This window comes from Bradyrhizobium sp. 197 (genome assembly GCF_023073375.1).
In the GTDB taxonomy this organism is placed as follows: domain Bacteria; phylum Pseudomonadota; class Alphaproteobacteria; order Rhizobiales; family Xanthobacteraceae; genus Bradyrhizobium.
The window spans coordinates 32335-53059 of sequence record NZ_JADPJJ010000144.1; the positions used below are offsets into that span (position 1 = coordinate 32335).

The 20725-nt window shown below is 61.2% G+C and carries 22 protein-coding genes; 8 read left to right on the forward strand and 14 right to left on the reverse strand.

The window, feature by feature from the left end; translation table 11 throughout:
* Positions 1-20: 20 nt before the first annotated feature.
* The 6 genes from trbE to IVB27_RS33395 form a co-directional block, all read right to left on the reverse strand.
* Positions 21-2591, reverse strand: a complete 2571-nt coding sequence (trbE, locus tag IVB27_RS33370) for a conjugal transfer protein TrbE (protein ID WP_247447029.1) — start codon at positions 2589-2591, stop codon at positions 21-23.
* Complete coding sequence (locus IVB27_RS33375; RefSeq protein ID WP_247447030.1) at positions 2585-2842, reverse strand: VirB3 family type IV secretion system protein; 258 nt, start codon at positions 2840-2842, stop codon at positions 2585-2587. The genes trbE and IVB27_RS33375 overlap by 7 nt, the downstream gene beginning before the upstream one ends.
* Positions 2842-3138: a TrbC/VirB2 family type IV secretion system protein gene (locus IVB27_RS33380; protein WP_247447127.1), complete on the reverse strand. Its 297-nt coding sequence runs from the start codon at positions 3136-3138 to the stop codon at positions 2842-2844. The genes IVB27_RS33375 and IVB27_RS33380 overlap by 1 nt, the downstream gene beginning before the upstream one ends.
* A 90-nt stretch (positions 3139-3228) precedes the next feature.
* Entirely contained in the window at positions 3229-4212 is a 984-nt protein-coding gene (trbB, locus tag IVB27_RS33385) for a P-type conjugative transfer ATPase TrbB (RefSeq protein ID WP_247447031.1), read from the reverse strand.
* A complete protein-coding gene (locus IVB27_RS33390; protein WP_247447032.1) occupies positions 4205-4756 on the reverse strand; it encodes a CopG family transcriptional regulator in 552 nt (183 codons plus the stop codon). Before IVB27_RS33390 ends, trbB begins: the two co-directional genes overlap by 8 nt.
* Before the next feature lie 12 nt (positions 4757-4768).
* The gene (locus IVB27_RS33395) at positions 4769-6796 is read right to left on the reverse strand and encodes a conjugal transfer protein TraG (RefSeq protein WP_247447033.1); all 2028 of its coding nucleotides are present in this window, start codon (positions 6794-6796) and stop codon (positions 4769-4771) included.
* A 604-nt stretch (positions 6797-7400) separates the two neighbouring features.
* Between IVB27_RS33395 and IVB27_RS33400 the strand changes: the two genes are divergently transcribed.
* Positions 7401-8504: a Fic family protein gene (locus IVB27_RS33400; protein ID WP_247447034.1), complete on the forward strand. Its 1104-nt coding sequence runs from the start codon at positions 7401-7403 to the stop codon at positions 8502-8504.
* Between the two features lie 229 nt (positions 8505-8733).
* Here the strand turns inward: IVB27_RS33400 and rlxS are convergent, their stop codons facing one another.
* Positions 8734-10704 carry a relaxase/mobilization nuclease RlxS gene (gene rlxS, locus IVB27_RS33405; RefSeq protein ID WP_247447035.1) on the reverse strand — a complete coding sequence of 657 codons (1971 nt, stop codon included), beginning with the start codon at positions 10702-10704 and terminating at the stop codon, positions 8734-8736.
* Positions 10705-10925: 221 nt separating this feature from the next.
* Here rlxS and IVB27_RS33410 point away from each other — a divergent pair, with 221 nt between their 5' ends.
* The 5 genes from IVB27_RS33410 (at position 10926) to IVB27_RS33430 (ending at position 14894) form a co-directional block, all read left to right on the forward strand.
* Positions 10926-11207 (forward strand): PIN domain-containing protein, encoded by a 282-nt coding sequence (locus IVB27_RS33410; protein ID WP_247447036.1) that lies wholly within the window; start codon positions 10926-10928, stop codon positions 11205-11207.
* A gap of 7 nt (positions 11208-11214) precedes the next feature.
* A complete protein-coding gene (locus tag IVB27_RS33415) occupies positions 11215-11808 on the forward strand; it encodes a hypothetical protein (protein ID WP_247447037.1) in 594 nt (197 codons plus the stop codon).
* Between the two features lie 106 nt (positions 11809-11914).
* On the forward strand, positions 11915-12211 hold the full coding sequence (locus IVB27_RS33420) for a hypothetical protein (RefSeq protein WP_247447038.1): 297 nt from the start codon (positions 11915-11917) through the stop codon (positions 12209-12211).
* Between the two features lie 156 nt (positions 12212-12367).
* Entirely contained in the window at positions 12368-13096 is a 729-nt protein-coding gene (locus tag IVB27_RS33425) for a hypothetical protein (protein ID WP_247447039.1), read from the forward strand.
* 106 nt (positions 13097-13202) lie between these two features.
* Positions 13203-14894, forward strand: coding sequence for an alpha/beta hydrolase (locus tag IVB27_RS33430; protein ID WP_247447040.1), 1692 nt, complete (start codon positions 13203-13205; stop codon positions 14892-14894).
* Positions 14895-14978: 84 nt separating this feature from the next.
* Here IVB27_RS33430 and IVB27_RS33435 read toward each other — a convergent pair whose 3' ends face one another.
* From IVB27_RS33435 to IVB27_RS33445, 3 genes are all read right to left on the reverse strand, one after another.
* Entirely contained in the window at positions 14979-15518 is a 540-nt protein-coding gene (locus IVB27_RS33435; RefSeq protein ID WP_247447041.1) for a S26 family signal peptidase, read from the reverse strand.
* Positions 15508-15729 (reverse strand): helix-turn-helix domain-containing protein, encoded by a 222-nt coding sequence (locus IVB27_RS33440; protein ID WP_247447042.1) that lies wholly within the window; start codon positions 15727-15729, stop codon positions 15508-15510. Before IVB27_RS33440 ends, IVB27_RS33435 begins: the two co-directional genes overlap by 11 nt.
* 152 nt (positions 15730-15881) lie before the next feature.
* On the reverse strand, positions 15882-16715 hold the full coding sequence (locus IVB27_RS33445) for a DUF2285 domain-containing protein (RefSeq protein ID WP_247447043.1): 834 nt from the start codon (positions 16713-16715) through the stop codon (positions 15882-15884).
* 314 nt (positions 16716-17029) lie between these two features.
* On the opposite strand from IVB27_RS33445, the gene IVB27_RS33450 reads away from it, so the two are divergent.
* Positions 17030-17266, forward strand: a complete 237-nt coding sequence (locus tag IVB27_RS33450) for a hypothetical protein (protein ID WP_247447044.1) — start codon at positions 17030-17032, stop codon at positions 17264-17266.
* Positions 17267-17479: 213 nt separating this feature from the next.
* Here IVB27_RS33450 and IVB27_RS33455 read toward each other — a convergent pair whose 3' ends face one another.
* Together IVB27_RS33455 and IVB27_RS33460 are read right to left on the reverse strand one after the other, a co-directional pair.
* Complete coding sequence (locus tag IVB27_RS33455) at positions 17480-17632, reverse strand: hypothetical protein (protein ID WP_247447045.1); 153 nt, start codon at positions 17630-17632, stop codon at positions 17480-17482.
* Positions 17633-18260: 628 nt separating this feature from the next.
* Positions 18261-18581, reverse strand: a complete 321-nt coding sequence (locus IVB27_RS33460) for a DUF736 domain-containing protein (protein WP_247447046.1) — start codon at positions 18579-18581, stop codon at positions 18261-18263.
* A gap of 258 nt (positions 18582-18839) precedes the next feature.
* Between IVB27_RS33460 and IVB27_RS33465 the strand changes: the two genes are divergently transcribed.
* Complete coding sequence (locus IVB27_RS33465; RefSeq protein WP_247447047.1) at positions 18840-19121, forward strand: DUF736 family protein; 282 nt, start codon at positions 18840-18842, stop codon at positions 19119-19121.
* Between the two features lie 16 nt (positions 19122-19137).
* Here the strand turns inward: IVB27_RS33465 and IVB27_RS33470 are convergent, their stop codons facing one another.
* Both IVB27_RS33470 and IVB27_RS33475 read right to left on the reverse strand, forming a co-directional pair.
* Positions 19138-19638, reverse strand: coding sequence for a hypothetical protein (locus tag IVB27_RS33470; protein ID WP_247447048.1), 501 nt, complete (start codon positions 19636-19638; stop codon positions 19138-19140).
* A 121-nt stretch (positions 19639-19759) separates the two neighbouring features.
* Positions 19760-20683 carry a DUF2493 domain-containing protein gene (locus tag IVB27_RS33475; protein ID WP_247447049.1) on the reverse strand — a complete coding sequence of 308 codons (924 nt, stop codon included), beginning with the start codon at positions 20681-20683 and terminating at the stop codon, positions 19760-19762.
* Positions 20684-20725: the final 42 nt, after the last annotated feature.

A 20725-nucleotide genomic window follows, 5' to 3' on the forward strand; every position in this document is an offset into this window, starting at 1 on the left:
TCCAGCGATTGAGGTTGGGGTCAGGCTTTCTGGGCCTGTTCGAAGGTGCTGATCAGGTTCGCGGCCCAGTGCAGGCCTCGCTCGGTGAGATAGCGCTTGGCAAAGTGACGGGGACCGGCGCGGGACAGGACGGCGTCGATGGTCTGTTGATCCTCAGGCGAGGATGCTGCGGCCAGCGCGAGGGCCACCGGTCCGAGGCCGAGCTCAAACAGGCGGTTTCCGGCGCGGGACTGCAGATAATAGTCGCGCTTGGGGAATGCTTCCGCGATCAGGCGGACTTGCGTGTCGTTCAGGCCGAACCGGCGATAGGTCTCGGTCTGGGTCGGCTCCAGTGCACGCGGATTCGGGAGGAATATCCGGCTTGGACAGGATTCGATGATCGCAGGGGCAATCTGGCTGTCGGCGATATCAGCCAGCGACTGGGTCGCGAAAATCACAGCCACGTTCTTCTTTCGCAGCGTCTTCAGCCATTCGCGAATCCGGCTCGCGAACAGCGGGTCGTCCAGAAACACCCAGGCCTCATCGAGTACCAGCAGCGTAGGCTGGCCATCAAAGCGCTCTTCAAGGGTGTGGAAGAGATAGGTCAGAACCGGCGCCACCAGGGCGGGCAACGCCATCAGTTCTTCCATTTCGAAGGTGAGCACATCTGCACCGGAAAGACGGTCGGAATCTGCATCCAGGAAGCGGCCGTACGGTCCTTCCAGCGTGTAGGGCTGTAGCGCCTGCCGCAGCGCGTCGCGGGCAAGCAGCGCCACGAGTCCGGTCATCGTCCGCTGCGAGACCGGCGCAGAGCCGAGGCTCCTGAGCGCCGACCAAAGCGTCTCCTTGACCTCGGGCGTCACGGTCACGCGCTCATGGGCAAGCACGCCACAGAGCCAGTCGAGCGCCCAGAGTCTCGGCCCCTCTTCTGCGACATCCTTGAGCGGCTGAAAGGCGATGCCGCCCTTGGCGCCCAGCTCATACCAGGCCCCCGACAAGGCCAGCGTGGTGGCCCGGGCCGATCGGCCCTTGTCAAACGTGATCAGCTGCGCGTTCGGATAGCGTCGGAATTGAAGAGCGAGCATCGAGAGCAGGACCGATTTGCCCGCTCCCGTGGGACCGACAATGATGGTGTGCCCGACGTCGCCGGCGTGGAGCGACAACCGGAACGGGGTCGCGCCCTTGGTCTTGGCGATCAGAAGCGGCGGGCCATCAAGGTGCTCGCATCGCTCAGGTCCAGCCCATACTGCCGACAATGGGCACATGTGGGCGAGGTTCAGCGTATGAACGATTGGCTGGCGGATATTGGCATAGGCTTGACCCGGCAAGCCGCCGAGCCAGGCTTCCACAGCATTGACGTTCTCGCGTATGGCCGTAAAGCCCCGGCTATTGATTACCCGCTCGACCGCGCGGATCTTCTCGTCTGCTTGATGCGAGTCCTCGTCGCTTACGGTGACGGTCGTCGTGATGTAGCCGAAGGCAACGAGATCGTCGCCAAGCTCGGAAAGCGCGGCGTCGGCGTCGAGAGCCTTGTTGCTGGCGTCGGTGTCGAGCAGCGCCGCCTGCTCGTTGAACATGACCTCCTTGAGGATCGCTGCAAGAGACTTCCGCTTGGCAAACCACTGCCGTCGATAGCGCGACAGCGTTGCGTTTGCCTGCGTACGATCCAGCGGCATGAACCGGGTCGCCCAGCGGTAGGCAACGCCCAGCCGGTTCAGTTCGTCGAGCAGGCCGGGAAAGGTGACGTGCGGAAACCCAAGCACGGTCAACGCACGCAGATGGCTTCGCCCGATTGCAGGCGACAATCCACCGGTCAGCGGCTCATCGCTCAGGAAGCAATCGAGATAGGCCGGAATCTTGGGAACGCTGACCGGGTGGCGCTTGGTCGAGACGCAGCTATGAAGATAGGTGAGCGTCTCCGCATCGTTGAGGGGCCAGATTTCGGGCAAGACCGACGAAAGCAGATCGATTGCACGATCGGTTTCCTGGACGAACCTTTGAAGATGATCGCGATAGCCTTTCTCGTTGCTGTCAAATCTCTGCTGGTCGTCAGTCTCGCCGTCCTGGATGCCGCCTTGCGCAGGACTTTCGATCGATTGGTCGCGACGAATGCGCTTCCCCTTTCCCCCAACGCTGTGCCTCTCCTTGGGGCGCTCGAGAAATAGACCTTCGAGGCGCGAGACCCTGTCGGCAGGCGGCAGGTACATCAAGGTCAGATGCAGCACGCTCTCGAAATGCTGCCCACCGGGGCGAGACGGATCCTCCCATGCCACCCCGGCGGCGCCTGAGAACGCAGCCCGCCGCTCTTCATCCACCAGCCAGGACACCGCATCAGGGAATTCCGACCGCGGATAGTCGCCAGTCGGGATGCGCGTGGCATCAAAGAAAAGAGCCCAGCCTGAACCGAAACGCTTCAAGACATTGTTGACGCGTGAGGTGACGCTCATCAGCTCGGCCTCGGTCGCACTGTCGAGGTCCGGTCCGCGGTAGCGGATCGTCCGCTGAAAGCTGCCATCCTTGTTCAGGATGACGCTAGGGGCGACCAGGCAGGCCCATGGCAGCCAATCCGCCAGCCGATGGGCATCGCCGCGGAATTCTCTCAGGTTCAGCATGCGAGCCGCCCTTTGTGCTTGGTGTGACGGATGGCGACTTCGACGAAGGCCGGGTCGCGTTTGGCGAGCCAAACGGCTGTGCTGTGGCCGATGACCCAGAGCACCAGGCCAGCAAGCCAAAGGCGCAGGCCGAGTGCCAGCACTGCCGAGAGGGTCCCGATCAGGATAGCGGCGGCACGCGGCGCCCCGCCGATCAGGATGGGTTCGGTCAATGAGCGGTGGAGCACGAGTTCAAAACCTTCCGCGCGCATTAGATCAGTGCTCCACCACCGAACGAGAAGAACGAAAGGAAGAAGGAGCTCGCAGCAAATGCGATGGACAGGCCGAACACGACCTGGACCATCTTGCGGAACCCGCCGGAGGTGTCGCCGAAGGCGAGCGATATGCCTGTTACCGTGATGATGATGACGGCCACGATCTTGGCGACGGGCCCCTGCACGGATTCCAGGACGCGCTCGAGCGGGGCCTCCCACGGCATGCCTGAACCCGCGGCGTGGGCCGCCGAGACGCTGAGAAGTATGCAGGCCGATGCCGCGCCGAGCTGCATCAAGGACAGTCTGCTGATCGAGCAGAAGCCGCGAAGGCGCGAACGCACGTTGAGAGGCAGTCGAATGGACATATTGCAGTCTCCTTCAGGTCAGGGGCGGTGGGAGGTGTTTGGAAGTCCAGGCGGTGTCTCGAGCAGGTAGTCGCCCGACGGATCGAGGCCCTTGAGCTCGGCAACGGCCTCGATGCGCCGTGCGGGTCCCCGCCCCTTGATGAAGACGATCAGGTCGATCGCCTCGGCAATGAGCCGGCGCGGCACGGTTGCGACCGCTTCCTGAATGAGCTGCTCGATCCGGTAGAGCGCAGCTCGTGCCGAGTTGGCGTGAACCGTGGCAATTCCGCCGGGATGGCCCGTATTCCAGGCCTTCAGCATGTCGAGGGCCTCGGCGCCTCTGACCTCGCCGACGATGATGCGGTCGGGTCGCAAGCGCAGTGTGGACCGCACAAGATCGGCAAGGCTCGCCACCCCCGGCTTGGTCCGGAGTGTCACGGCATCCCTCGCCTCGCAGCGCAGCTCGCGGGTGTCCTCGATGATGACCACCCTCTCCTCGAGCCCGGCGATTTCTGCAAGAAGCGCATTGGCAAGCGTCGTCTTGCCTGAGCCGGTGCCGCCGGCGATCAGGATGCTGCGAGCGTCGGTGACTGCGGCGGTCAGCACTTTCGCCATCAATGGCGAGACAATCTGCGCCTTGACGTAATCGGACAGGCGAAACGTGGTCGTTGCGGGTTTGCGGATCGCAAAGCACGGCGCGAGCGAGACCGGTGGCAGGACGCCTTCGAAGCGTTCGCCCGTTTCGGGGAGCTCTGCCGAGACGATCGGAGACGAACCGCTCGCTTCGGCCCGCACATGGCTGGCAACAAGCCGGATGATCCGCTCCGACTCCTGCGGCGTCAGAACAACGCCGGTATCAGCGCGGCCCGTCCCGTGACGATCAAGCCAAAGCCTTCCATCGGGATTGACCATGACCTCGACGACATCGGGCTCTTCCAAAGCCAGGGCGATTGCCGGCCCCATCGCGGTCCGCAGCATGCCCTGGCGTCGTTCGCGGGTTTCTGGCGAGAGGAGATCAGACATTGCCGACCCCCTCTCGCCCTGCCGGAGAATGCTCCGGCGGCTCACCCGTCGCGCTCTGCGCGCGGGATCCAGTATCGTTGGGCGGGACGGCGCCCAGAGGGGCGCCCTCCTCGATATTCCGCATGAAGAGATCAGGCTTGGAAGCACTGACGCGGTCCATGACGTCGGCGACAAGCCGGCCACCGGAGGCAACGCGTTTGCCGACCTGGGCGACAAACATTTCGAACCGCTCGCGGCCCAGCGCACGCGCTGCATCCTGATCTTGCGAAGGCAGCGGCGGGGTGATGGTCAGGTAATAGCGGATGAAAAGTGCGATGGTCTCCGCCAGGACGCTCACGTCGCGGTCGGCTCGTTCCAGTTGCCGGCTCATCCGGTCCAGCCTTCGGATCAGCGCCGCATCGCCGCTCGTGTCCCGCTCAGGATTGAGAAAGCGATCAAGCGCAGCGTCCACGATCGCCGATTTATTGGTTCCCGGCCGCTTGGCCGCGAGTTCGAGCCGTTGCGCCACGCTATCGCTGACATAGGCCGACAGTTTCGGTTTCATCGGGAATGCTCTTCAGAATGAGGGGAGAAGATCGTCATCGTCGCGGGTGACGGCGTGGGCTCGTCGCACGGCGCTGGACGCACCTGCGGCTTGTTGCATCTGGTTGCGGTCGGCGGCGACGTCAGACTCGTCGTCAAGCAATCGCTCCTCGAAGGCGCGAGCATCGTTCACAACCGGTGCGGCTTCGTCGAACAACGCCAGTTGCTGCTTGAGGCCGCCTTCCTCGCCGCCCGTCTGCATGAGCTCGCGATACGGCAGGGTCGCGAGGCGAAGGTCGGTGGCGCGCACCTCGCCGCGCCAATCATTAGTGCGGACCGCCGGCCGATCGGGATACACGTCGCCCACCAAGGACGGGGGCTTGCGCAGACGACTGACGAAGTTTGCGTCCTCATAGTGCCGCAGCTTGATCGCCCGGACCGGTGCAAGGCCAGAAACCAGCACGATGGACTGATCGGGCGGCAGCTGCATCACTTCGCCTGGCGTTAGCAAAGGACGCGCGGTCTCCTGACGGCTGACCATGACGTGGCCGAGCCAGGGAGCCAGCCGATGACCGGCATAGTTGCGCTGTGCACGTAGCTCTGTCGCGGTGCCAAGGGCATCCGAGATCCGCTTGGCGGTGCGTTCGTCATTGGCGGCGAACGCGATGCGGACGTGACAATTGTCCAGAATCGCGTTGTTCTCGCCGTAGGCCTTTGCGATCTGGTTGAGCGACTGCGCGATCAGATAGGCGCGGATGCCATAGCCGGCCATGAACGCGAGTGCGCTTTCGAAGAAATCGAGCCGGCCGAGCGCAGGAAATTCATCAAGCATCATCAGGAGCTGGCGATGCTTGCTGCCAGTTGCATTGACGTTCAAGGTCTCGGTCAGCCGGCGGCCGATCTGGTTGAGGATCAGCCTGATCAGCGGCTTGGTGCGGCTGATGTCCGACGGCGGAACGACGAGATAGAGCGTCACCGGCTTGTCGGCGCTCACGAGGTCGGCGATGCGCCAGTCGCAGCTCTCGGTGTTCCGGCCGACGATCGGATCGCGATAGAGGCCAAGAAAGCTCACGGCGGTCGACAGAACTCCGGAGCGCTCGTTTTCGGACTTGTTGAGCAGCTCTCGTGCGGTCGCGGCGACGACGGGGTGCACCTTTGGCTCGGTCTCGGTGCCAAGATGATTGGTTGCCAGCATGATCCTGAGCGTCTTCTCAAAGGACTGCGCAGGATCGGCCAGGATCTCGGTGACGCGGGTAAGCGTCTTCTGCTCTTCCGCGTAAAGAACGTGGAGAATGACACCGACCAAGAGCGAGTGACTGGTCTTTTCCCAGTGGGTTCTGCGTTCGAGCGCCCCTTCGGGGTCGACCAGGATGTCGGCGATGTTCTGGACATCGCGGACTTCGGCCGCCCCTTTGCGCACCTCGAGCAGCGGATTGTAGCGGGCGCTTCTTGAATCCGTGGGGTTGAACAGCAGGCAGTGCGAAAACGTCGAGCGCCAACCGGAGGTCGATTCCCAGTTTTCGCCCTTGATGTCATGCACCACCGCCGATGACGTCCACGACAGCAATGTCGGCAACACCAGCCCCACGCCCTTGCCCGACCGGGTTGGCGCAAAGCACATCACGTGCTCCGGTCCATCATGGCGCAGATAGTTATTTTCGAGACGCCCCAGAAACACGCCCTGGGCTGCGAAGAGGCCGGCCTCCTTGATCTCTTTGGGCGTCGCCCAGCGGGCTGAGCCGTAAGTGGTCACGAGTTGGTTTTGCCGCGCCCGCCACACCGAGTTGAGGACTGCAAACAGTGCGCCGGCGATGCCGCCAGCGGCAGCAATGGCGCCGCCCTCTTCAAAGATTTCGGGGGCGTACGCCTCGTAGGCAAACCACCATTCGAACAATCGCCAGGGCAGATAGATCGGATAGTCGGCAACCAGGAACCAGGGCGCGCCAAGCCGCTCCTGAAAACCGAGAGCAGCCGCAGTCCATTGCGTGGCTCCCCACGTCGACGCGATCACGATGCCGAAGATGACAGTGATCTGACCGATGTAGATTTTTGCTGGAAACATCTTCCGCCCCATTCACTCGCGCTAACGAGCGCGGCGAGATGAAAAGCGGGAGAAGCTCAAGCATTCAACCGGAATAAAAATCGCGGTCAGCAACGAGATCCGTTGCGATCAACCTCATCTGTGAGAGATCGATGATGGGCCAGTTTCAGCGTGGTTGAGGAAGCGCCTCAATAGAAGGTGAACGGCCTGACCAAACTGGATCGGTCGTCTGGCTCAGCTGATTGCTCAGCTCACCGACGTGCAATCAAGGAAGCGGGCGACGAATCGAACGGACGCGTGGCGCGTCGTTTCTCGAATTTGCGGCATCAACTGAGAATCCGAAGACGGGTCCGCGAAACGAGTATAATTTTGCCCGAGAGAACGGTCGGCGGGGTCGTCCCATCGCCCCGTTCGGGCGCCATGGCCAAGTGATCGTCGCAACGACATTCGCGCGTCGGCGGATTTTCGGCCCGAGAAGCGTCGGGAGCGAGGTCGTTAGGGAAACCGCAACCATAGTCCCCGGCGCGATGCGGAGAACAGCCGCTCTATTCTCCGCATAAATTGCGGCGAACTCCCTTGCGGATGCGGAGAATAGCCGCCATATTCTCCGCAAGGAGTGCGGAGAATGCCGCGATATATCCACCAACTACCTGACTGGCCTCACTTTTCCTGGGATGCTGATGCCCTAGCGAAGCTGCTCGCGGGTGTCCGGCTTCGACAGGGCCAGCTGATAGGACGGATGCAGACCCTGGGTTTCGCACAGCAGGAAGAAGCTGTCCTGACCACCCTGACGGAGGAAGTCCTCAAGTCCAGCGAAATCGAGGGAGAGAAACTCGACAAGGATGCGGTGCGCTCTTCGCTTGCGCGTCGCCTCGGCATGGACGCGGGCGCCTTGCCGTCGGCAGACCGTAATGTCGAAGGCGTTGTCGAGATGATGCTCGACGCCACGCAGAAGTTCAAAGCCGAGCTTACTGCGGAAAGGCTGTTCGGCTGGCATGCGTCGCTCTTTCCGACAGGCCGCAGCAACCTGAAGAAGATCGCGGTCGGAGCCTGGCGGGATGCGTCGGCGGGTCCGATGCAGGTTGTCTCCGGCGATTATGGTCGTGAGCGCGTCCATTACGAAGCCCCAGTCGCCGAAAAGCTCGATGCTGAAATGACCACGTTCCTGAAATGGTACAACACCGAGGAGAAGATCGATCCCGTAATCAAAGCCGCGATCGCGCATCTCTGGTTCGTGACCATCCATCCTTTTGAGGACGGCAATGGACGTATCGCGCGCGCCATCGCCGACATGTCCCTTGCCCGCTCTGAAGGAATTCCGCAGCGCTTCTACAGCATGTCGGCTCAGATACGCAGCGAGCGGAAGACCTACTACGACATGCTGGAGAGCACTCAGAAGGGCGACCTCAACGTCACGCCGTGGCTTGAGTGGTTCCTGGGCTGCCTCGACCGCGCCTTCACAGGAGCTGAGACCATTCTCGCAGCGGTGCTTGAAAAAGCCGACTTCTGGAAACGGCATGCCACAGCCCGGATCAATGAGCGGCAGCGCGATATGTTGAACCGCCTGCTGGACGGGTTCGAGGGCAAGCTGACATCGAGCAAATGGGCCAGAATCGAAAAGTGCTCGCCCGACACAGCCTTGCGCGACATCCAGGACCTCGTTGATCAGGGCATTCTCGCCAAGGACGAGGGCGGGGGCCGAAGCACAACTTATTCGCTTGTCGCTTGAATGCCGTTGGTTGCGGCGAGCGCATCCCCTGGACCGCCAGCTTTCCCGGCGATCATTGTCCACCCTTGCAGCCACCGGTCCGCGGGCGGAAGCCCCACCGCGAGTTATGCCAATCTCGCGAAGACAGTATAACCATCAAGAGTTTCAGCGCGTTGCACGCGATTGCGAGAGCTTTGCGCGAACCGCCTCGCCGAAGAAGTGAGCTGGCTCCCGCCGGCAGCCAGCGTCCTTAACGTCCGATCCCGCGCCTGATGCCGATCGACCAGGATATGCCCTCACCGCCCACGTTGCCGGTGACCAACTGTCCGCGCGCCCTCTCCAGCACCGGCCGCCAGGGCACCAGTACGAAGTCATGCGACCGCTCGATCAGGGCATAGCGGCCGCTGTTCAGCGTCAGCATGCGCCGGTAGACGCCTGTGAAACTGTCGCCGGCCTTGATGTCGAGATGCTCAAGTCCGGTTCGCGCCGCAATCTCCGCAGTCGTCTGCCTGAGTTCACGCGCCTCAAGCGTCCGCAACAGATCCCGCGCGTAGCGCACCTGACCATCCTGCTCGCGCGCAAGCCCCCGCTCGATCAGCCATTGCCGTCTCACCCGCATGGCCGCCTCGACCTCAGCACCCATTCCGCTCGGCCCCAGCACCTCGCGCGTCTTGGCGACAAGCTGACGATCGAGCCAGGTCGCGCCCACCGCTTGCGGGAGATCCTCAAGCCTCTGCCATGACAGCACGGCAAGCCGCACGGGATGGCGGGCGCGCTGGCGGCTCTCATACTGAAGCGCTCGATCAAGGTGATCTTCACCCACGGCCCAAGTCCCGTCACTGAGCCTGCTGACCATGCCCTCCTGCCGCATCCCTTCCAGACGCCGCACATGGGATGCGACATACTCGCTTGAGGCCTTGGAGTCGAACTGGCGATGAAGGTGGTCGCTGTAACGGCCGTCATTGGCGGCGGCGATCTCCGCGATGGTTCGATCGATCTGGCGCGGCTCCGCGGCGCGAGAGCTGAGCTCGACAATCGTGTTCCGGACCGGTGGCTCATCCTGATTGGAGAGGCTGCCGATCTCCGCAAAGTGCGTCTGCCCGTCGATGCCATCCACGACGACATAGCGGCGCTCCCTCAGCTCGTCCGCAAATCCCTCACCGACGACACGCCCGACCAGCCGTTGGTTGCTCCGTCCTGGATCGAAGATCCTGTAGCCGCCAGGGGCCCGCGACAGTCCAGCCGCGGCAAGCTCGCGATGCATGATCTTGATGATATCGCCCCGCTCGCCCATGCGCCTGAGCTTTGCCTCGAGGGCGGCATCGATCCGCCACTGTCCGGGGCCGGTCTCTTCCGCAAGTCCCATCCGCTCGAGCGCTCGTAGCCGCCCCATCCGGGCGGCTTGCCAGACAGGATCTCTTGCCGGCGTCGCGCTGAGTTCAAGGGCGCCATCCGGCGCATCGCGCAGGATGGCCCGGTCAAGGCGCGTGAACCGCTCGGCTATCACCTCCTGCTGGAGCTTGCGTGTGACCTCGATTTCCGTCTCTGGACCGAGCTCCCGTGTGACGAGATCGGCGGCCCGCGCCCGCAGGCCGTGAGAGATATAATCGCGGGCGATCACGAGGTCCTGCCCTTCGTCATCCCTTCCGCGCAGCACGATATGACTATGAGGATGCCCCGTGTTGAAATGATCAGCTGCGACCCAGTCGAGCCTGGTGCCGAGGTCACTCTCCATCTGTTGCATCAGGTCGCGGACGAAGGACTTCAGGTCGGAGAGTTCCGCGCTATCGTCGGGCGCCACAATGAACCGGAACTGGTGGCGATCTCCCTCGCTCCGTTCCGTGAAGGCCTTGCCGTCGGCACGATCGTTGGCGGCATCGTAGAGCTCACCCGGCTCACCGTCCCGCGTGACGCCGTCGCGCTGCACATAGCGCAGATGGGCCCGAACGGCGCCGGCATTGCCGGCCTTGATGCGCACGATGCGCGCCTTGATCACGACCCGGCGCTGGCCCTTGGCTCTCGCCGACCTGGCCAGCACCGTGCCTTGCGCGTGCCCCCGACCTATTCGGCCACCGGAGAAGTTCGACGCACGGCGCGAACTGACGCCGGCCTTGTCTGCCGCCTGACGTACGCGCCGCAGATAGCTGGTAGCTTTCCAGGCTCTGCGATTGCCGATTCGGCCGAGCTTGGCTTCGAATTCGTCGTCATCGACGCCGTTCATGACCCGGCCTCCCGCTGCGAAGACCGCGCATATGTGAAGCCAATGAGCGACCGCCAAGTCGCAGACGCAATCAACGAACGACAGCATTGCCTTGGGGCCGAATTGGCGACATCGCAGCCTGCGGTGGCGCTAACTCTTGGATGTGCAGACAACGGCTTAAGGGCGCTCAAGCGCCAGTGCTTTTATCTTGCCTCCCAATCGCCTTCTGCGAAACGGGCTGGATGTCGTCGCCTCGGCCTTATCTCTATCTTGACCACAGCGTCATTGCGCATGAGGCGCACTGGCCGCAGCTCGACGCCGTCGTCGCTTCCGGCGGTGTCCGGCTGGCGGTTTCCGTCTGGAATTTGATTGAGATCGGCAGCGCGACCGACCGGAAGCAGCAGGAGCGAAGGCTCAATTTCCTCGAGCGCAACAATCCATTGTGGATCGTGGAGCGCGTCGCAGTTCAGCGCCAGGAGATCAAGCGATTTCTGGACCAGCCATTTCGGCGCAACGCCGGATGAGCTTTGCGTGTTCACGCCGCACCTTTCCGTGGTCGACGGGTATCTCTCCGGATCAAGAGTACGCTTGGGCCTAACCGCGCGAGGTTTCATCGACGGTGTCGATTTTGCGCGGATTGAAGAGAACAAGAAGCTGGCGCCGGACGCCTTGCGCCGGCTACAGATGATCGACCGGAAGGCTTTCAAGGCTCGCCATAGCGCCATCTTCAAGGCCTGGATCACGAACCTCATTCCAGACGCGGATCCCGACGGCAAAGCAGTCTCAGCTGCGCAAAAAAGGCGGTTGCTCGACTACTGCGAGCTGCACCACGACGAGTTCTTTGATGCCTGCCCATCGCTGGCCGTCGAGGACGCCATGACGGTGTTGCGCACCGCCGATCCGCGCCGAAAGCCGCAGGCTTCTGACGGCATTGACCTCATGCATGCGGTGATCGCGTTGGCCTATTGCGACTATTTTCTGGTTCGCGACGGCTACGTGAAGACCTGCGCCGTGCAGTCGACCAAGGCCCTTTCTCCGAGGCAACTGGCGCGGGTTTTTGACGATCCCGCCACGCTGTTGAACGAGCTGAAGCCGCCTGGCGCGGTGGCTTCGCCAATTTGCTAGCTTCCTATTCCTCCGCCATCTACCAACATTGAGTGAATGCCCTTGCAAATCTTCTACCTATGGTTACGCTGCCCTTTTCGGCCATTGCCGCTTGGGGGAGCAGCCAATGCCAGACAACGATTTTTCGCTCTTTGATAAGATGCGGTGGGGCTATCACGCGGTCCTCAACCAGTTCAGAACGCCGCCCAGCCGGGCAGAAATAGACGCCGTAGCAGCATCCATGCACGCTTCGTCCGGCGGAGCGGCACCGGCGGCCACGGGCATGTGCCTCATCGTTTTTCCGGGCACGGATCGGGAGGACTATTGCTACAACCGCATGACGAATGATGCCTGCCAGAACCTCGCAAAAACCATCGGCGGCTTCGGTCGCACCGTAATACCCGGCTCGGTCTGCCCTCAATGAAGTCACAAAGGGCACGGTACACGGCGACGTCAAAACGCTCACCATAGGGTTGGCGCTATGCTTTGCGGCCCTCTATTCCGTCTCTTCGTTTGGAGCATTTCGATTGTGCTATCAGGGTGCGCTGCGATCCCGCCGAACTTCGATGTCCCCAGCGACATGCATGGTGCGCCCTCGACCGGCACCATCGTGCAACGTATAAAGTGCGAGCTCATCGACCTTATCCGCGATGACGTGCCTCAGCCATATAAGCATCGGAAGCTCCTGCTTGGCTTCGACTACGAAGTGGCGATGCTGCTGAGCTTGGACGTCAACGATACCGGCGGGTTGGCGCCTTCCTTCAATCTCCCCTATGGCAATTTCGCCTTCAATTTGGGAGCCAATGTCAACCAATCCCGCGAGGATACGCTCAACATCAACTTGACTTACTCCATGAGAGATCTCGCTCATCGGTGGGATCAGGATAGGGACCTTTCCATCTGCCCGGCCATGGATACGAACCTTGCGGGCAATCTGGGCTTGAAGCGTATCGTGACGGCCGCACTTGAGACGCCGGACATGGTCGAAAAGGCGGATCTGTCGCCGTCGGGTGGAGAGTTCGGAGGAATCGTCAACTTCGTTTTGACCCGAAACCTTAATTCCGCGGGCCCGACTTGGACCCTCACTCATTTCGTTGGTCCTGGCAATTTGGCGTCCGTCTCCAGGGTCAATACCGACAAGCTCAGCTTCGGCTTTGCAGTGGGCAAGAACGCGGGAACACCCTTCAAATCGCACCAAGCCGCGCCGCCATCGACTTTCGCAGGCGCAAACCGCGTGCTTCAGCAACAGCTCCTCAACAACTTGGGCACGCAACTGAGCGGAATACGCAGTCTTCAACGGCTTCCGTAGCATACCAGGACGACCGAGAACTCTTGGCCACGCGTCTGGTCTCGTGCATGACTTGGTGAATGTCTTGGTTTTCAATCAAGACGTCCGCAGTGGAGGAACAAGAGCCATGGCGTCGCGCTGGAAAACACTGGTCATAGCGACCATCTTCGCTCTGCCGGCCATCAACTCCGTTATGGCACAGGATAAGCCTGCGCAGACGCTCCCTGCACCTTCCGTCACCATCCCACAGACAACTTGCAAGACACCGCTGGCGCAGGTCTCCGCGGCAGGTTTCACGCTTGCATGCAACAAGCGGATTCCGACGGGAACCTTCCTTGGTGCCTATCTTGTTTCGGCTCTTGATGGACTGAGCGAGTGCGTAAACCGCTGCACGGCAGACGGCAAATGTGTCGCCCTCTCGCTCGACAATCGCGACATCGCCAAACGTATTTGCACCCTGTTCGGCTCGATCGAAAGCCAGTCGGACGCACAGGATTGGATTGTGGGGCTCCGGATACCCGAGAAACCCGTCTTCCGCACCGCTCCGGTTGGGAAGAGTGCCGATATCCAGTGGCTGCAGGATACATCGCCCACTCTAACGAAGATGACTAGGGTCCCTTCTGACGTCACGAGCTTCAATCGGGCAAAAAGCAGCTCTACCAGTGGTCCCTTTAGCCAGTATTCGAACATCCTGGGCTCGAAGACCATCGCCTCGATCACCGGGCAAAAGGCTCCCACTGACACCGGCGCATGGGTGAATATTCCGCCGCCCAGCGATCCAAAGAACATTGAGATTTGGGGTAAGCCGCTGGTCCCGACCGCCGATATGAAGAGCCTGCAACCCGTCTACTTTGCTACGGATCGAACGCTGCCGGCCGGGCCGTTGACAGAAGCATCATTTACCGACGAGCCCACTCTGCAACTCACCTATGGTTATGCCGTAGTGAGCATCCCAACCATTCACGTCATCGGCAACGTCGAACGCCCCAAATTCAAGTGGTACAAGCTTGGTGTCGAGGCGGAATCCGATGCGAACGCTTTCCGGGTCAAGGCAATAGCGACACTCGATCGCAGCGCGTTAGTCGATCAGTTGAAGACCGATTCCGACAGCATCATGCTGTTCATACACGGATACAACGTCTCTTTCACAGATGCGATCTTCAGGGCTGCGCAGATTGCCTTTGACGCGAATTTCGCGGGCACGGTGGTGGTGTTCTCATGGCCATCGGCCGGCAATATGTTCAAGTACGACAAGGATCGTGAGAGCGCAGAGGCGGCCTCCCCTCACCTTGCACAACTTCTCCAACTTGTGTCTTCCGACATCGGCAAGAAAAACGTCTATGTGGTCGCGCACAGTATGGGCAATCAGATCTTGGTCAATGCGTTGCAACAACTCGCACTGGCCAAGTCTCCCATCGGGATATCGGAATTGGTCATGGCAGCCCCCGACGTGGACAAGAACGTCTATCTGAGCAAGGGTGATCAGATACGCTCCGTAGCCAAAAACATCACGCTCTATGCGTCGTCCGCCGACAAGGCCTTGCTTGCGTCGGGCGATAAGACCTTTGGCACACGCATAGGATACGTCGGACCGACCGGTCCGAGCATATTTCCTGGCATCGAGACGATCGACGTGACTGCAGTTGGAGACGACATGTTTGGTCTCAACCACAGCACGTTTTCAACCAGTCGCGTTGTCCTGGACGATGTCGGACATTTGCTGCGATCACTGGGGCACCTGGCTCCCGATATGCGAACACCGACACTTCGACTGATGCCGGACAAGCAGCATGTACAGTATTGGTTGTATCCGCCCTGAGGGGCGAACCTGCGAGAAGTTCATCGGGGGACGAACTGGCTGAAGAGGCCGGCAGGGTCTTCAGCCAGTTCGGTCGGGTCTTGGCTATCCCTCCGGATTCCACGTCCATAGCGGCCTTGCCACGCCCAGGATATCGCACCGCAAGACCGGCCCGAAATATCGGGAATCGAACGAATGCGGGTGCGGCTGCAGCAGGAAATATTCCCCCTCCATCAGTCTCATGCAGCCCTCCCAGGCAGGCAGAGGTCGCCCTTCCGGATCCTTATCGAGAACCTCGGCGACGATCTTGCCATTGATGGAAATGGTGCCGATCGGCGTTTTGGCGCGGCAGATCTCGTCTCCGCCGATCGCCTCGACCCGCTTCAGAAGGGGCACGGGGACGGGCAAGATCTGGTGCGCGATGATGAGGAGTTCGATCCCAGGGGGTGGCTTGAAGACCGCGAGTTCGCCGCGCGCCGGCAGCCGCTGCTCCAGATAGTAGAAGCCAAGCGGCGCGCTGCCAGTAGCATTGTAGATCAGAAGCGGTACCGCGGGCGCGGACGATATCAGTAGCGTGATGATGCCGGCGCACATGGCCGACAGAGTGGTGGCCTGGCGCCGCAGTCTTTTGCGATCAATCGGCATCGGAGGTCGACCTCCTCTTGCTCGCATGAGACCATTCCACGAGGTCTTCGATGTGATAGCGGACGTAGCGTCCGTGCTTGCGGTAGACGGGTCCCCGCCCCTGCACCCGCATCTTCTCCAGCGTATTCTTGGTGAGCCGCAGCCAGGTGGCCGCCTCCACCGTGTTGAGGAACGGCTTGTCCGGTTCCTTGTCGTCAGTTTTCGTGGTCATCCAACGCTTCCCTTCCCGCACTCAGCACAACCAGAGAATGCGAGAAGAAGCGTCGTCAGATCGCAGGCGTTTTGGGGAGTGGCGAAGATGGAAGCTTCTGTTTCGCCATCCCGCGCGAGGAAAATTCGTCCAAAAGAAAACGGAAAATTCGATCAGCCCAGAAGATCGCGATAGCCGCCCTTCATCAATTCGGCGCCCTTGGCAACAAGGCGCCGGGTGCGATCACGCAAGAATTGGCTATGACCGTGCCATTCCTCAGTAACTTTCTTCTCTCCGAAGATCGCAATTGAGATCTGTCGGTACGTCTTGCCCTTCAGGCTCTCATCGAGCGCGATGAGGGCGTGATGAAGTCGTTCATCGCTCGCAAAGGAAGGCTTTTGAATCGCTCTAAAATCGGCGTCGGTGAAGCGTTGCAGACGCTTCAAGAGCTCGGTTTGAGCTGGGAGGTCGTCGAGGTCATGCAGTTCAATGACCGGGACAAATGGCGCTGTCAGGGTGGAAAGACCGCTGATTTCGACGGGAACGCAAATGCCATTGCGCTTCATCATGACCAGCGGAACGCCATCGGCATTGATGACGGCCTGCCGATGGGCGTTGAAGTCGGCCAGCCGACGCACTGTCGCCCCTTCGCCTTCGGTCGGCCTCTTCGCATTCACCCTTACCACCCGCTTCAAGGCGTTGGCATGCCAGAACACATTTGTCTTTTGAGCGCAGAGTCTTGGATCGGCAAAGGCGTGTAGTCCCCACTCCTCTGCGCGCAGGAATCGTCGCCTGAGCCGCAACAGCTTTGTCCCGTCGCTCAGGGTGATGCACGGCAAATGCTTGGGTACGGAGCTTCGCCAGTCAGCAATGTAGTCGGGATTCCGCCGTAAGAACTCCCACGCCCAATCGCCGCCGTCATAGTCGGCGCGACCGCAGGAAGCGGCCCGATCATCGGAGCGACCAGGCGTCGAACTCACCGAAGGATTCAAATTGCGCCCCAGCAAAGTGCTTTCCCGGATCGTTCCGGCCAAATGAGGCAGGAGCGCGGCCCCCGACGAGCTGCTCTCGCGGGACCGCCCGACGTCAATCCACCAGACTCCCGGTCAGGGCAAAGACGCCCGCGTTATGACTGGCCGCGCGACCAGGAAGCGACAGGCTGACAAAATCCTTGCCGCTATCCTAGCCTCAGCGGATCCGGCCCTGCGCCGATCCCAGCGGCGCAACGGACGACGGCTCCTCGCCTGCTTGCCCGGTAAAGAAAGCCCACGGAAGGCACGCCGCCGTTGCGAGCGCTGATCGTGGGGTGATGCTCTTGCCAATGCACGAGCTCGGATCGAAGAGCGACTCAAAAGCCAGAACCAGCGCAAGCGTGACGTCTCAATGTCAATCCAACAAATTCGATGCTACAGTCTCTACCGTGCATGCCGATTCCAAGGTCTGCACGTTGATTGATTTGCTTCACTGGATTGACGGAGGGCTCATGGCCAAGAAAGCGAAGACGGCAAAGACGGCGAAGAAGACCACCGCGAAAAAAGCCAAGAAGAAAAAGAAGTAGGTCTTTTCCCTGACCTGCCTCGCTTCTAACCAGGGCGTCCACCGCGGTTTTCAAGCTCACGCGAAACCGCATCCAGTCGCTTTGGCGGAGGCGTACAACGCCAATGGCTAAGCCGGACCGCAGGCGCGGTTTTGCGCTATGCAGTCCGGCTTTTCATTTTGGGATGGTTCGATGCAGGATGCGCAAGCCTGCGTGCGAATTGGCTCCTTCGCCTCAGTTGAATCCGCCGATCACGGTGGACATCACCTTCGACAACAGCACCGCCGTCGAGGTCAGCGCCGACAGGCAAACAGCCGCTCGGGCGAGACAAATACGCCTCAGCGCGACCGCCTGCGGTTCGGGAAACGCCCTGAAGGGGTCCGCCATCGTCGGCTCCATAATGCGCGCGCGTTTGCGCAAGGCCCGACCTATAGGATGAGTCGCGGCCACCCTATCCGGCTAAATTTATAGTTGCCCCGATTGACTCCGAGACGACTCGGCAAGCGCCAAACCTTCGTACGAAGGAGCCTTCGCGCACCGAATCGAGGCCGCCAAAACCAGGTAAACAAAGCGTTAAGCGCTCCGCTGGTATGAGCGATTCCGAGTGCCTGATCGGGCACCGAAATTGCGCGGCGAGAAGGCCATACATTACCATGATAACCCCTCCGCGCGTCCGCGACTTCGGGCAGCAGCTCGTCGAGCCGGTCCTCACTTGGCATCACGGACGGTCGACTTGACGGACAGGACGGTGCGAAGGCCGCCGCCGTTCCTTCACGGCCGAACGGTTTTGCGCCACCTGCCGGACCGATCTAGTTCGGGGGCAGTGTGTGCCCGCTCCAGGGCTCCCTTTATGAGAAGCACCTGGTAGCGAGTGACTGCTTGAAGAATATCGGTTGAGGCGACGGCAGCGACTGACGGCCAGTTTCCTCGAGCGTCAGTCCGACTTGACCGGAGCGCTTGCGCCGGACGAGGAAGCCCCGCCCGATCTGTCGGGCGGGGCCTGGATGAGCCGAGTTTACTCACCGTTCTTGCGCGGCCGCGACCACAGGAGCGTGTAGCCTTGACCCCCTTCGTCGTCGAACAGGTTTGCGTAGATCGGCGCGTTGAATGAGGGGTCGTCGAGCTTGAGCGAGAGGTAGTCGCGGCCCTCTTCGGAGCGCTTCGACCAGGCTGCCCCAATCTCTGCTCGGCCCACATAGATGCGGTGGCTGGGAGCGTTGTCGTTGGATCGATTGGTCTCGGCGACGATACGGACGCCCTTGGCTTGCAGGCTAAGGGTGACGATCTCGCCCTGGAAATCGTTGCCGACTTTCTTGAATGAACCGATGTTGGCCATGTCTCTTCTCCTGTTTGTGTTTCGAGCCCGCGACCACCGCGGCCTCGATGGCGACGGCAGGCCGAGGACGATCGGCGACGCACCCGCTTGCGGGCCGAAGCACAGCGGAGGACGCCGTTGGAGCGACTTTCTTGCCTCGCGAGGAATGGGCGCAAGCCCAGGGGAAGAAAGTCGCGACAACGGCGTTGCGGCTCAGACGATCGAGGCGAAGCCGGTCTTCGGTCAGATCAAGCCATCAAAGAGGCCACGTGCGTCCGCGTGCCGAACCCCAATCTTACGGAGAAGACTTGGCAAATCTCGGTTGTGCTGAACAAGCGTCGGTACGGTTCGACGCACAAAGAGAAACAATCTGCCGCAAGGGGCGGTATCGTCCCGGAAAGAATGATCGAGCGCGGCGCGCCGCTCCACTGCAACTATGTGGACCAGACAGAGATTGGTTCGGCTTGCTTAAAGCGCTCCGAGGAGAAGTGCGGTTACCTCTCGCTCAAGCTCGACGACCCCTTGTTCAACGTAACGCGCCCCGCGGTCTTGCTCGATTGATGACGGCGACGAAGCGTCATCGCTCACGCCTGGCGGCTGTGAGAAGTGGTGCAGGCATATTCTCCACCGCCCCACCCGTCTCCAACGGGCGGGTCTTCGCGAAAACGGTCAAGCGCGCCCATGCCGTGCCGCCGATGCAAACCGCACCTACGCAAGCAAAGGCCTCGCGCCAAACCGGCGAAGGCACCCCAAGCTGCGACAGGGCAAACATCACATGATAGCCAGCGATTGCCGCAGGGATCGCAAATACGGATGCGATCGCGACGCGCAAGGTCAAGGACCGACTAACGGCGACGGCGACCTGACCAGCGGCAAGCGTGAGCGCGCCAGAAGAAATTCCGATAAGCAGTGCGCCGACGACGCCCGCGCCATCACGAAATGCCAACATCCCGACACTGAGCGCGACGAAAAACGGCAGCGCATACACCGCCAGCGCCAAGATCAGCCAGCAGAACAACCCGATGCCGAATGTGTTGAGGACAAGCCAAGGGCGAGCATGGCGGTGGCTCCAATGCATAGATGTACTAGTCGCGCCTTCCACCACCACCGCGGCACGGCTTCGGACCTAATATCGAAACGAGGCGGAGTTGCGGCGTGCAACTCCACCTTGGTCGTCTTAGAGGCCAGCAAGACGGCGCTCACGCGCCGCCGAACTTCCAGACGGGGATTCCGAGCCGCTTCGCCTTGTCGGCGAGATTGTCCTGAATTCCCGTGCCCGGGAAATGCATGACGCCGATTGGCAAAATCTCGAGCAATGCATCGTTGCGCTTGAAGGGCGCTGCGTTGGCATGTTTGGTCCAGTCGGGCTTGAAGGCGATCTGTGGCACCTTGCGATTGGTCGCCCATTTCGAGGCGATCAGTTCGGCTCCTTTCGGAGAGCCGCCATGGAGCAGGACCATGTCGGGATGCTTGGCGTGAACCTTGTCGAGGCGATCCCAGATGAGGAGGTGGTCATTGAAGTCGAGCCCACCGGTGAGTGCGATTTTCGGACCTGGTGGGAGCATGACCTCAGTCTCGGAGCGACGCTTGGCCGCGATGAAGTCGCGGGAGTCGATTACTGCCGCGGTGAGCGTGCGGTGATTGAGCAATGATCCTGACCGCGGGCGCCACGCTGAACCGAAGTGGGCCTCAAATCGCTCGATGGCCTGGTCGCGGAACAGTTCCAGGCAATTGCGCCGCTCGATCAGCGTAATGCCTTCCGCCGTCAGGCGTTCGAGTTCGACCGATCGCACTTCCGAGCCGTTCTGCTCGCGCTGGCTCCTGTGCTGCGCCTGTTCGTTGTCGTCGAGCTGGCGTTGGATGCGGTCCACGGCACGATGGAACAGATTGACGGTCGACCAGAGCAGATCGTCAAGGTCCGGCTCAAGCCGCGTGTCGTTCAGGGTCGCAACAAGGGCGTCAAAGATATCGACCACGGCGCCGACGATCATCTTGCCCTCCGGAAGCGGCCGTGGATCGGGCTGGTCGTCAAAGGGACGATAGCCGAAGAGCTGTAATTCGGTGAGGACGTGGTCCGTTGGAGACGAGGCATGCGGCGGTTCGATGTCGTCATGGTCGGTCATGGGAAGAGGTCCTTTGCCGGATCGGCCGCGACCATCGCGGCC

Coding starts and splice junctions, on each gene's coding strand:
- IVB27_RS33455 (WP_247447045.1), bottom strand. CDS start 17,632: ATGGCGGACCCCTTCAGGGCGTTTCCCGAACCGCAGGCGGTCGCGCTG.
- trbB (WP_247447031.1), bottom strand. CDS start 4,212: ATGTCTGATCTCCTCTCGCCAGAAACCCGCGAACGACGCCAGGGCATG.
- IVB27_RS33380 (WP_247447127.1), bottom strand. CDS start 3,138: ATGCAGCTCGGCGCGGCATCGGCCTGCATACTTCTCAGCGTCTCGGCG.
- IVB27_RS33470 (WP_247447048.1), bottom strand. CDS start 19,638: ATGCATTGGAGCCACCGCCATGCTCGCCCTTGGCTTGTCCTCAACACA.
- IVB27_RS33475 (WP_247447049.1), bottom strand. CDS start 20,683: ATGACCGACCATGACGACATCGAACCGCCGCATGCCTCGTCTCCAACG.
- IVB27_RS33435 (WP_247447041.1), bottom strand. CDS start 15,518: ATGCCGATTGATCGCAAAAGACTGCGGCGCCAGGCCACCACTCTGTCG.
- IVB27_RS33425 (WP_247447039.1), top strand. CDS start 12,368: ATGCATGGTGCGCCCTCGACCGGCACCATCGTGCAACGTATAAAGTGC.
- IVB27_RS33460 (WP_247447046.1), bottom strand. CDS start 18,581: ATGGCCAACATCGGTTCATTCAAGAAAGTCGGCAACGATTTCCAGGGC.
- IVB27_RS33375 (WP_247447030.1), bottom strand. CDS start 2,842: ATGCGCGCGGAAGGTTTTGAACTCGTGCTCCACCGCTCATTGACCGAA.
- IVB27_RS33390 (WP_247447032.1), bottom strand. CDS start 4,756: ATGAAACCGAAACTGTCGGCCTATGTCAGCGATAGCGTGGCGCAACGG.
- IVB27_RS33440 (WP_247447042.1), bottom strand. CDS start 15,729: ATGACCACGAAAACTGACGACAAGGAACCGGACAAGCCGTTCCTCAAC.
- IVB27_RS33450 (WP_247447044.1), top strand. CDS start 17,030: ATGCACGAGCTCGGATCGAAGAGCGACTCAAAAGCCAGAACCAGCGCA.
- IVB27_RS33420 (WP_247447038.1), top strand. CDS start 11,915: ATGCCAGACAACGATTTTTCGCTCTTTGATAAGATGCGGTGGGGCTAT.
- trbE (WP_247447029.1), bottom strand. CDS start 2,591: ATGCTGAACCTGAGAGAATTCCGCGGCGATGCCCATCGGCTGGCGGAT.
- IVB27_RS33400 (WP_247447034.1), top strand. CDS start 7,401: ATGCCGCGATATATCCACCAACTACCTGACTGGCCTCACTTTTCCTGG.
- IVB27_RS33395 (WP_247447033.1), bottom strand. CDS start 6,796: ATGTTTCCAGCAAAAATCTACATCGGTCAGATCACTGTCATCTTCGGC.
- IVB27_RS33410 (WP_247447036.1), top strand. CDS start 10,926: ATGTCGTCGCCTCGGCCTTATCTCTATCTTGACCACAGCGTCATTGCG.
- rlxS (WP_247447035.1), bottom strand. CDS start 10,704: ATGAACGGCGTCGATGACGACGAATTCGAAGCCAAGCTCGGCCGAATC.
- IVB27_RS33430 (WP_247447040.1), top strand. CDS start 13,203: ATGGCGTCGCGCTGGAAAACACTGGTCATAGCGACCATCTTCGCTCTG.